The organism is Pseudomonas sp. USTB-Z (genome assembly GCF_019691255.1).
GTDB lineage: Bacteria > Pseudomonadota > Gammaproteobacteria > Pseudomonadales > Pseudomonadaceae > Aquipseudomonas > Aquipseudomonas alloputida.
Map to the genome: position 1 here is coordinate 1 of NZ_JAECZP010000042.1, position 11,211 is coordinate 11,211.

5 protein-coding genes are annotated in these 11,211 nt (G+C 64.7%); 3 read left to right on the plus strand and 2 right to left on the minus strand.

Going from position 1 to position 11,211, the window contains the following annotated elements; translation table 11 throughout:
• The 3 genes from I8746_RS26600 to I8746_RS26610 form a co-directional block, all read left to right on the plus strand.
• Positions 1-2,992, plus strand: a 2,992-nt coding sequence (locus I8746_RS26600) for a condensation domain-containing protein (protein WP_221101202.1), incomplete at its 5' end; no start/stop codon positions are given.
• Positions 2,989-6,177 (plus strand): amino acid adenylation domain-containing protein, encoded by a 3,189-nt coding sequence (locus tag I8746_RS26605; protein ID WP_221101203.1) that lies wholly within the window; start codon positions 2,989-2,991, stop codon positions 6,175-6,177. The genes I8746_RS26600 and I8746_RS26605, both read left to right, overlap by 4 nt.
• Before the next feature lie 308 nt (positions 6,178-6,485).
• Positions 6,486-8,978: a TonB-dependent siderophore receptor gene (locus I8746_RS26610; RefSeq protein ID WP_221101204.1), complete on the plus strand. Its 2,493-nt coding sequence runs from the start codon at positions 6,486-6,488 to the stop codon at positions 8,976-8,978.
• Between the two features lie 57 nt (positions 8,979-9,035).
• Here the strand turns inward: I8746_RS26610 and I8746_RS26615 are convergent, their stop codons facing one another.
• Entirely contained in the window at positions 9,036-9,914 is an 879-nt protein-coding gene (locus tag I8746_RS26615; protein ID WP_003255995.1) for a formylglycine-generating enzyme family protein, read from the minus strand.
• A gap of 37 nt (positions 9,915-9,951) precedes the next feature.
• Positions 9,952-11,211 (minus strand): thioesterase domain-containing protein (locus I8746_RS26620; RefSeq protein WP_259674211.1); only part of this gene is annotated, 1,260 nt, incomplete at its 5' end.

Genomic DNA, 11,211 nt, shown 5'->3' on the forward strand with positions numbered 1-11,211 from the left:
GCAGGTGCGCGAGGCGGTGGTGCTGGCCCAGGACAGCGGGCATGGCCAGCAGCTGGTGGCCTACGTACTGGCCGAAGAGCAGGGCATGGCAGTGGACGCCGCCGAACTGCGTGACAGCCTTCGCGAACAGCTCAAGGGCAGCCTGCCGGACTACATGGTGCCAACGCACATCCTGCAGGTGCAGGCCTGGCCGGTGACGGCCAACGGCAAGCTCGACCGCAAGGCTTTGCCCAAGCCCGACAACAGCGCCCTGCAGCAGGCCTACCGGGCGCCGCAAACCCCGCTCGAGCAGCACGTTGCGGGTATCTGGCAGGAGGTGCTCGGCCTTGAGCGGGTGGGCCTTGGCGACCACTTCTTCGAGCTGGGTGGTCACTCGTTGCTGGCGACCCAGGCGGTATCGCGGATGCGCAAGCTGCCGGGTGTGCAAGTGACGTTGCGTGACCTGTTCGATCACCCGGTGCTGGAGCGCCTGCTGGCAGCGCTCGGCGGCGCTGGCAAGGCTGCGACCGCGCACGGTGTCGAGCTATTGGCCCATGGAGAAAAAGCCACCGCACCGTTGTCGTTGATGCAGCGGCGCTTGTGGGTTGCCGAGCAATTGTCCGGGGGCAGCGCTGCTTACGGCATGCCATTGGCCCTGCGCCTGCAAGGGCCGCTGCAGGTCGAGGTGTTGCGCAACAGCCTGAACGCGCTGGCGCAGCGACATGAAGTGTTGCGTACGGCCTACGTGCAGGACGACGAGGGTGATCCGCTGGCGCTGATTGCCGACCGGATCGAGGTGGATATCGCCCTCGACGACTGGTCCGGGTTCAGCCCGCAGGAGCAGCAACGGTGCATTGCCGAAGCCACCCTGGCCAACGCCAGCACACCGATTGCACTGGAGCATGCGCCGTTGTTGCGCTGCCGTCTGGCGCGCCTGGCAGACCAGGAGCATGTGCTGTTCTTCGCCATGCACCACATCATCTCCGATGGCTGGTCGATGGGCGTGCTGGTCCGCGACCTGGTTGAAATCTACCGTCACAGCGCCCCAGGGCAGACCCACCTTCTGGCGCCGTTACCGCTGCAGTATTCAGACTTTGCCTTGTGGCAGCAGGCCCTCGAGCAGGCGGGTGAGCTGCAGCGCCAGGCAAGCTACTGGCAACAGGCCTTGGCGGGCCATACCGGCCGCCTTGAGCTGCCACTGGAACAGCCGCGCAGCGAGCAGGCCTCCCATGCCGGCGGTGCGGTGGACTTTAGCCTGTCGCCAGCATTGACCGATGCGCTTGGCCAGTTCGCGGCCAAGGCCGGGGTGACCCTGTACAGCACGCTGCTGGCGGCGTTCCAGTGGTTGATGCACCAGACCAGCGGTGCCCACGACGTACTGGTCGGGGCCGACACCGCAGGCCGCCAGCACAGCGAACTGGAAGGCCTGATCGGCTTCTTCGTCAATGTGTTGCCGCTGCGTTCCAGGGTGAGTGATGGGCTGGCCTTCGGTGACTTCGTGCAGGGCACCCAGCGCACCTTGCTCGCGGCCCTGGAGCATCAGGACCTGCCTTTCGACATGATCGTCGAGGCCCATGGCGCCCCGCGGGTGCGCGGCATGAACCCGCTGGTGCAGGTGCTGTTCGTGATGAACAACCTGCCCGTACGCAGCGAAGCCCTGGCCGACATTACCGTGCAGGCGCTGCCCGCCCCGGCGCTGTATTCGAAGTTCGACATGGCCCTGTTCATCGAACAGGAGGCCGGGCAGCTCAGTGGCAACTGGCAGTTTGCGACAACGCTTTTCAGGCAAGAGCATATCCAGCGACTCGTCAGCGCATGGATCGCGATGCTCGAACAGATCGTCAGTGTTCAGGATATGAGGTGGCAAGCGATGAACGTTCCATTACAGGGTGGCGCCCTGGCTGGCAGCACACCGGTAAGTGCCCCGGCCAGCAAGGCCGACAAGCTGGGCAAATTCCTCAAGCGCTCTGCCGGCGCCACTGCAGCTGCACCGCCACGGGCTGCGGTGCGCGAGTCGCTGCTGGTACCAGGCCAGCTGTTCCCGTTGCTCGTCGAGCCTGGCGACGCATCGATCGACCTGATCGAGTGGGTGCGCAACAACCGGCCGCTGGTCGAGCGCAAGCTGGGCGAGCATGCCGGGATCCTGTTCCGCGGCTTTGCCCTGGAGGGTATCCAGGGGTTTGAAGCATTCGCCGAAGCTGTACAGCCGGGGCTTTACGGTCAATACGGTGACCTGCCGAAGAAGGAGGGGGGCAAGAACACCTACCGCTCCACGCCGTACCCGGAAACCAAAATGATCTTGTTCCATAACGAGAGTGCGCACCAGGACAGCTGGCCGCGCAAGCAGATGTTCTATTGCGAGCAGCCTTCGCCGGTCGGCGGTGCCACGCCGGTGGTCGACTGCCGCCTGATGTACGAAAAGCTGCCGCAGGCACTGCGGCAAACCCTCGAGGACAAAGGGCTGCTGTATGTGCGCACGTTCGCCGACAAGCTCGACGTGCCATGGCAGCATTTCTTCCGCACCGATGACCGCGCCGAGGTCGAGGCCCGTTGCCGTGCCGCTGGCATCGAATGGCGCTGGCTGGACAACGACGAGTTGCAGACCCGCACCCGCTGCCCGGCAATCATCACGCACCCGATCACCGGCGCACGCTCGTTCTTCAACCAGGTGCAGTTGCACCACATCTATTGGCTGGAGCCCGATGCACGCGAAGACCTGCTGGCCATGTTCGGCCTGGAACGCATGCCACGGCATGTGTACTTCGGCGATGGTTCGCCGATCCCCGACCAGGACATGCAACTGATCGGCGAGCTGTATGAAGCCTGTGCCGTGCGGTTCCAATGGCAGAAAGGCGACGTGATCCTGGTCGACAACATGCTGGCGGCGCATGCCCGTGACCCGTACGAGGGGCCGCGCAAGATCGTCGTGGCGATGGGCGACATGTTCGACCGGGCCGCGCTGGAGGCGGCTGCGGCCATGCAGGTGATGGCGACCGAGGAGACCCAGGGATGAACAGTTACGTAGACCAGGCCGAGGACATCGGTTTTGCCCTGACCGTCGACCAGCAACACTGGCTCGATGCCTTGCCCGCTTGCCCGGACTGGTCACAGGCCGCGACGCTGCTGAAGATCAGCGTTCAGGGCCGGCCGGACCCGGCGCGCCTGAGCCAGGCGCTTGAGCGCTTGGTCGAGCGCCACCCGATATTGGCCGGGCGCCTGGGCACTGCCCCGGGATACCGCGGCATGCGCCAGTTCATCGGCGCCCGGCGGCCAGCCCTGACGCTGGCAGTGCAGGCCGAGGCAGGTGCGCCGGCACTGCTCGAGCCTTGGTTGCAGCAGCGCTTCGAAATCGACCAGCTGCCAGCCGCCCAGGCCTTGCTGGTACCGGCCGCCGATGCCGAGCAGTGGCATCTATGGCTGGGGGTGGCGGGCTTTGCCTGCGACGCGGCTGGCATGGCCATGCTGTACCGTGACCTGGCGGCGTTGTATGACACGCCAGCCGTGCCGGACGAAGACCTGCCTGAAGCCTTCGGGCAGTATCTGGAGTGGCGTGCCGAAGTGGCCCAGGATGAGGATGCAGCGGCAGCCCGTGGCTACTGGCAAGGGCACCTGATGCCAACGGAGCAGGGCATGAGCGCGCCTTGGCCAGCCTATCGCCAGGACCAACCAGCGACGCATCAGGCACACCATCAGGTGAATCTGCCGCTGGCCTTGCAGGGGCAGTTGCAACGCCTGGCCGACGCCCGTCAAGCCAGCCTGGACACGCTGCTGCAGGCGGCCTGGTGGGCCTTGCTGGGCCGGCTTGGCGACAGCAACCGGTTGTTGGGCGCCTGGCAGCACGATGCGCGACAGGATTATGACTACTTCGCGAACAGTGCGGGGTCGTTCAGCAAGTTATTGCCGTTGTGCCTGCAGTGGGCTGACGAAACCCGTTTCGGCGAGCACCTTGCAGCGCTCGGCGCCGCGCTGGAGCAGCATGTGGCGTGGCAGGAGTACTGGGTACCGGAATGGGTGCCCACAGCCGTGCCGACCGTGGCGTTTTCCACTACGCCGGCGCTCGCGCCGCAGGTTGCCGGCGGACTGTGCTGGCAGGGCGAGCTACTGGCGCCACGCCTGCCGGCGGGCATCGAGCTGCAGCTGCGCATTTGCCCAGCAGCGGGTGCTGACCAACCGATTACCGTGAGCCTGGATTACCTGGCCGGGCGCTACAGTGCGCGCGGCATGCAAGGCCTGCTGGAGCAGTACATTGAATTGCTGCGCAGCATCGTCCAGGCGCCGGACCGCCCGCTGCGGCAGTTGAACCTGCTGGGTGAAGCCGAGCGCCAGCGCCTGCTGTCGATCAACCCCGCGCCGCAACCACTGGCCGCGACATCACTGGCGGCCCAGATCAGCCAGTGGGCAATCGACACCCCCGACGCGCTGGCGCTGGTCGCAGGTGACGCGGGCCTGAGTTACGCCCAACTGGAGTTGGCAGTGCAGCGCCTGGCGCTGGCGCTGCAGCAGGTTGGCGTGCAACCCGGGGTGGTGCTGGCACTGGCGCTGCCGCGTTCGCTGGACTGGGTTGTGGCGATGTTGGCCAGTTGGCGTGTCGGCGCGGCCTACCTGGCGCTGGAGCCGCACTGGCCCGTTGCCCGGCAGGTGCGCCTGATGACACAGGCCGGGGCCACGCAGGTGCTGGTCGAGCCGGCAGCGGTGGCCAGCCTGCGTGAGCAGGGCATAGAGGCGCTGAGCCTCGACAGCCTGTACCCACTTGCGGCCGACGCTACACAGCTGTACCCGCACGCCGCCAGCGCCAGCGCCAGCGCCAGCGATGCCGCCTATGTCCTGTTCACCTCGGGCTCGACAGGCACCCCCAAAGGCGTGGTGGTCGAGCACCGGCAACTGCTGAACTACACCGCAGGCGTGTGCCACACGCTGGCGCTGGAGGGCTGTCGTCACTTCGCATTCGGCTCGACGGTGTCGGCCGACCTTGGCCATACCACGCTGTTCGCAGCCTTGTATGTGGGTGCGACACTGCACGTGGCCGCCGACGAGGTGATGAAGGATGCTGAACTGTTTGCTGCGTACCTCGAGCAGCAGGCAATCGACTGCCTGAAGATCGTGCCGTCGCACCTGAGCGCGCTGCTGGAGTCGAAGGCACCGGCAGTACCGGCCACCGTCATCCTGGGGGGGGAAGCCCCGAGCGCGGCGTTGCTGCAGCGCCTGTTGCAGATACGTCCGGACTGCAAGCTGTTCAACCATTACGGCCCGACCGAAACCACGGTCGGGGTCATGGTGCACCCGGTTCGGGCGGTACCGACCGGCACCCTCGGGTTGTCGCAGGTGTTGCCCAACAACCAGGTCTATGTGCTGGATCAGCACTTGCAGTTGGCGGTCACCGGCGTGCTGGGCGAACTGTATGTCGGTGGGCAGCAGGTGTGTCGCGGCTACCTGCAAGACGTGCAAAGTGACCCGCCGGCGTTCGTCGAGAGCCCGTTCGTGGCGGGCGAGCGGCTTTACCGCACCGGCGACCTGGCCCGCTATCGCCCGGACGGTGCTATCGAGCTGCAAGGCCGGCGCGACCATCAGGTGAAGATACGCGGCTTCCGCATCGAGCTGGCGGAGATCGAGGCACAGCTGTCGGGTGCACCGCAGGTGGTCGAGGCGGCGGTGTTGTGTGATGGAGAAGCGCTGAGCGCGTATGTCAGCTTGCGCGACGAAGCCACGGCGGCTGCCCTGGACGCGGTCCGCGAGTACCTTGCACGGCAACTGCCGGCGGTGATGCTGCCGCGTACCCTGCAGGCATTGCCGCGGTTGCCGCGCCTGGGCAACGGCAAGCTCGACCGGCAAGCGTTGCGGCAGGTGGGCAATGAACCTGCGGCGGGTCTGCTGGCCCCGCGTGATGCACTGGAAACCGTGATTGCGCAGCGCATGGCGCAACTGCTGGGGCTGGAGCAAGTGGGCATCGAGCAGGACTTTTTTGCACTGGGCGGGCATTCGCTGCTGGTCATCAAGCTGGCGGCAGGTATTCGCAAGTTGCTGCAGTGCGACATCAATCCAGGCGTCATCTTCGACCACGCTACGGTTGCCACCCTTGCCCAGGCGCTGCGCGAGCGCGAGGCCAACCCTGGCCAGTTGCTCAAGCTGGCCCAGGCCCGTCTGCGGCTCGACAGCATGAGCCCTGAAGAAAAAGCCCGGCTGCTGGAAAAGAGCCGCTGAGCCTCACCACGCCCAGGGGCGGGCAACCCGCCCCTGGGGTCTTTTGCATTGCCTCCCCCGTACTGCCGTGCCGATTGCGTGGAAGGATGCCGGCGAGATACTAATGCAAAAAATTCTCATTCTGGATTTGCCAGGGTGATGCGTCTTATGTAGGAGCGCGCTGAAAGCCACACGTGGCAAGCCGTTTTGACTTGCGTGTCAGGCGTCTGTCGCGGGATCTGTCCGGGGGAGGATGGGCAGCTCGGCCGTTTGGGGGCCGTTGGTGGGCGCGGGACGATTTCATTACACGATATAAATAGAGAAATACCATGCCAGCAGGATTTTTCGAGTTCAAACCATTGGTCAAGGCGCTTTGCATGTCCCGCTCGATCAGCGCCCGCTCATCCCGGGCGTTGCTCGGCAAAGGGGTGCTGGGCGCCGCATTGATGCTGCCCATGGCCGCCCAGGTCTGGGCTCAGGGGGTCAACTTCGACATCGCTGCCCAGTCGCTGCCCAACGCCCTGCGTGCGCTTGGCGAGCAGGCCGATGTGCAGTTCATCTACAACGCCTCGGAAATGGCCGACCTGCGTGGCAATGAAGTGCGTGGCAGCTACACCGTCGACGCGGCAGTGGCCAAGCTGTTGCGCGGCTTGCCGGTCAGCTACAGCCTGGAGGGCGATACCCTGACCCTGGTGCGGCGTGAGCGGCCAGCGTCCTCGGCGCTGGAACTGGGCACCACCAGCATCACGGGCAACACGTTGGGCGTGACCACCGAAGGCAGCAACTCGTATACCACCGGTGGCGTCACCATCGGCAAGAGCGAACACAAGCTCAAGGACATTCCGCAGAGCGTGTCGGTGATGACCCGCAAGCGCATGGATGACCAAAACATCACCGACTTGCCGACGCTGTTGGCCAACGCGCCGGGCATGACCTTCGCCAAAAGCCCGGGTACCGGCGGCTTCATCACCTCGCGCGGCTTTGAGATCGACTCGCTGCAGTACGATGGCGTGCCCATGACCCGTGGCATCTACGCGCTGGGCAGCTACCTGACGGAACCGACGGCATTCTATGACCGTGTCGAACTGCTGCGTGGCGGCGCTGCGCTGCTGCAAGGGGCCAACAGCCCCGGTGGCGCGATCAACTTCGTGCGCAAGCGCGGCCAGGCCAAGCCGACAGTCACCCTGACCGCCCAGGCCGGTTCCTGGGACCACTATGCCACCCAGGTTGACGTTGGCGGCCCGCTGAACGAGGCGGGCAACATCCGTGGGCGTGCCGTGGTCGACTACGATACGCGCAACTCGTTCATCGACTATGTGGGCGGCTGGGAGCAGAAGGTCTACGGTGCGCTGGACTTCGACCTGTCTGAAGACACCACCCTCGGTGTCGGCATCAGCGATCGCAAGACGCGTTTCACGCCTATGGTCGCCGGTTTACCGCGCTTCAGTGACGGCCGGGACGTAGGCTTGTCGCGCTCGACCTTCACCGGCTCCGACTGGAACCGCGGCATGACCGAGCAGCTGGCGTTGTATGTCGACCTCGAGCACCGCTTCAACGACCACTGGAAGTTCAAGACCGCGGCGGTGGCGATCAACGAGCGCAACGAAATGACCTACGCCTACGTGGTAGCGCCGACCGGCCTGGCCAACGATGGGTCTGGGTTGTTCGACTGGCGCTATGCCACTGATTTCAACTCCCACAGCCGTGGCCTGGACATGTTCGTCGATGGCGACTTCAACGGTTTTGGCTTCGACCAGGAAGTGGTCTTCGGCGGTAACTACTCACGCTTCACCAGCGACAACACCATGGCGGTGGTGCGCAGCGCGGGGGCGAACATTTTCGATCTCGACAACCACTTGCCCTTCGAGAACTACGACAGCCTGGCGGCCCGTGGCACGCGTACCGACAGCCAGTACACGATCGTGCAGAAAGGTATCTACGGTACCTGGCGCGTCAAGCTGACCGACCCGCTGACCCTGATCCTCGGTGGGCGTACCAGCTGGTACTCCTACGATTACGACTCTCAGGTCTATGAGGCCGGTGACTATAAGTATGACAGCCCGGCTTCCAAGGCCAACAACGGTGTCGTCACCCCTTACGCGGGCCTGGTTTACGAATTGACGCCGCAATGGTCGGCCTACGCCAGCTATGCGGACGTCTTCATTCCGCAGAGTGCCAAGGGCGTCGGTGGCTCTACGATCGAGCCGATCGTTGGCAGCAACTACGAACTCGGTCTGAAGGGTGAACTCTACGATGGCCAGGTCAATACCAGCGTTGCCCTGTTCCGCTATGACCACGAGAACCGAGCGGTGCCGGTTCAGGATGTCACACAAATCTGTGATGGGTCCAGATGCTCCGAAGCGTCCGGCAAAGTGCGTAGCCAGGGCCTTGAGGCCGAGATCAACGGTGAGGTGCTGCCAGGCCTGCAAGCGTCGGCCAGTTACGTCTACAACACCACCAAGTACCTCAAGGACAACACGAACGAGGGCAAGATCTTCTCCACCTGGACGCCGAAACACTCGGTGAAGGTGTGGACGGACTACACCCTGCCTGGTGACTTCAGCCGCTTCAGTGTCGGCGGCGGTTTCAACAGCCAGAGCAGCACCGTTGCCTACGACCGCAAATTCGATTCGCCCGGCTTCACCATCTGGAATGCGCGCCTTGGTTACAAGGTCAGCGATGAAGTCAGCCTGGCGGTCAACTTCAACAACATCTTCGACAAGGTGTACTACATCCCGTCGTATGCTGCGGTCAGTGCCAACAACTACTACGGCGACCCTCGCAACTTCATGTTCTCGGTCAAATACACCCCACAGTTCTGAACCTGGGGCCACGCAGGCCATCTTGGCGGGTACCCCGCCCAGATGGCCTGCGTCAGGTCACAGCTCCCGCGCTACACGAAAGCCCAGGAAGTCGCCACGTACCGTGCGTTCGCGATCATTGCGATTGCCCGAACGCGAGAAGATCGGCGCTTCACCCCAGTCATTCCCGCGCATGTGCGCCGCCTGGCAAAGCCCGCCGTCGGCCTCCATCCAGGCACTGCCATCGCTGGGCGCGCCGACGTAGTCCTTGTGGTAGCAGTCGGCGACCCATTCATATACGTTACCGTGCATGTCATAGACGCCAAAGGCATTGGGCGGGTAGCTGCCTACCGGTGAGGTGTAGCTGTAGCCGTCCTTGGGGCCGTAGGTATTGGCGTGCTTGCTGATCTGGTAGTCGCCTTCTTCATCGAACGGGAACGGGAACGGCCCGGTGGAGCCGGCCCGTGCCGCGTACTCGCGTTCGGCCTCGCTGAGCATGCGGTAAGTGTGGCCGGTCTTTTTGCTCAGCCACTGCGCATAGGCCTGCACATCGTAGTAATCGACGCACACTGCCGGCTGGCGCGGCCCTTGCGGGTAGCGAGGCTTGCTGGCCTGGCACAGGCGCCCTGGGCGTTTGTCACCGTCCTTGATGACCACGCCGGTTTCCTTGATATAGGCATCCAGCTCGCCGGCGGTGACCTGGAAGCGGCTGATGGCGAAGGGTTTGGCGAAGGTCACGGTATGTTGCGGGCCTTCGTCGGGCTGCTTGCCCGGTTCGTCATCCGGCGTGCCCATGACGAAACTGCCCGCAGGCAGCACGACCATTTCCGGGCAGCCGGCCTTGCAATCCTGGAAGACCTCGCCCGGGGTCTTGCTGGCAGCCTGGGCGAGTAGCGGGCAGGCCGCCATGGCCAGGGCAAGGGCCAGGCCGGTGACGGTGTAGGGAGCGCACTTCATGGCGAACGTTTCCTTTTTGGCAGGTGTGACGGGGTATTCAGGGTGCCGGGCAGCTACGGCCGAACGCCTCGATGAACGAGTCGATCAGGGGCTGCTCCAGCATCATGGTTTCGTGTGGGTAGGGTGAGTGCAGCGAAACGTCCAGCTCACCCCCTGCGCAGAACTGGCGGATGACCTGCTCGGCGGCGTGAATGTGTGCTGCGCTCTTGTGCACCTGCGACCACCAGCAACTGGGCTTGACCCTGAGCGGAGTGAGGGTGAAATCGGCGAAGCTCGCTTCCAGCTGATCGTGGATGTCGAACGCCTGGGCATTCATGATCTGGGCCTTGGCACTGGCCAGCACGCCCTGGACATCGCTGCCAGCGTCAGCCAGGTGCGCCGTGGCCCACTGGTAGAACGCCTTGACGTCCTGAGTAGGGTTGGCGTGCAGCTGCTCGGCGGCGGCCTGTTTGGCCTGCGGGAACAACAGGCCGAACAGCTCGACGGTGTCTTGCAGCTCGCGCTGGCCCGGCGTATCGCTGTGGCGGGCTGGGCGAGGGGTGTGAGGGGGGAACGCGGCGCGGCTCAACTGCGCCTCGGGCAGGGTGCTGTCGACCAGCCCCAGGAATGCGACTTCGCAGCCGGCCTGTTCCAGCTGCCGGGCGATGTCCCAGGCAATGCTGCCGCCCAGGGACCAGCCCATCAGGCGGTATGGCCCGGACGGTTGTGCCTGGCGGATCTGTGCGGTGTAGTCGGTGATCATCGCTTGCCAGCCCTGCTGTTCGGCCGGCGCCGGGCTGCCGCCCCGGTGCTGCACGCCGTAGACGCAAGCCTGCGGTTCCAGGCACCTGGCCAGCGGCTGATAGCTGAAGACCATGCCGCCGCTGGGGTGGATACAGAACAATGCAGGCAGCGGTGTGGCCGGGCGGTTGAGGGGCACGATGCACGGGCTCGCACAGGCATGCTCACGGCCCAGATGTGCAGCCAACAGGTCGATGCGGGGGTAGGCGAGCAGGTCCTGGATACGCACTGCCAGGCCCAGTGCCTGCTTGATGCTGGCCAGCAGCTGGATGGCCAGCAACGAGTGGCCACCCAGTTCGAAGAAGTGATCGTCGCGGCTGATACGTTCGACGTTGAGCGCGGTTTGCCACAACGTGGCCAAGGCCTGTTCCAGCGCGCCCTGGGGAGCGTTGTAGGCTTGCTGCAGCAGGCTGGCATCGGCCTTGGGCAAGGCCTTGCGGTCGAGCTTGCCGTTGGCTGTCAGCGGCCACCGGTCGAGCAGCAGCAGGTGCGCCGGGACCATGTAGTCCGGCAGCGC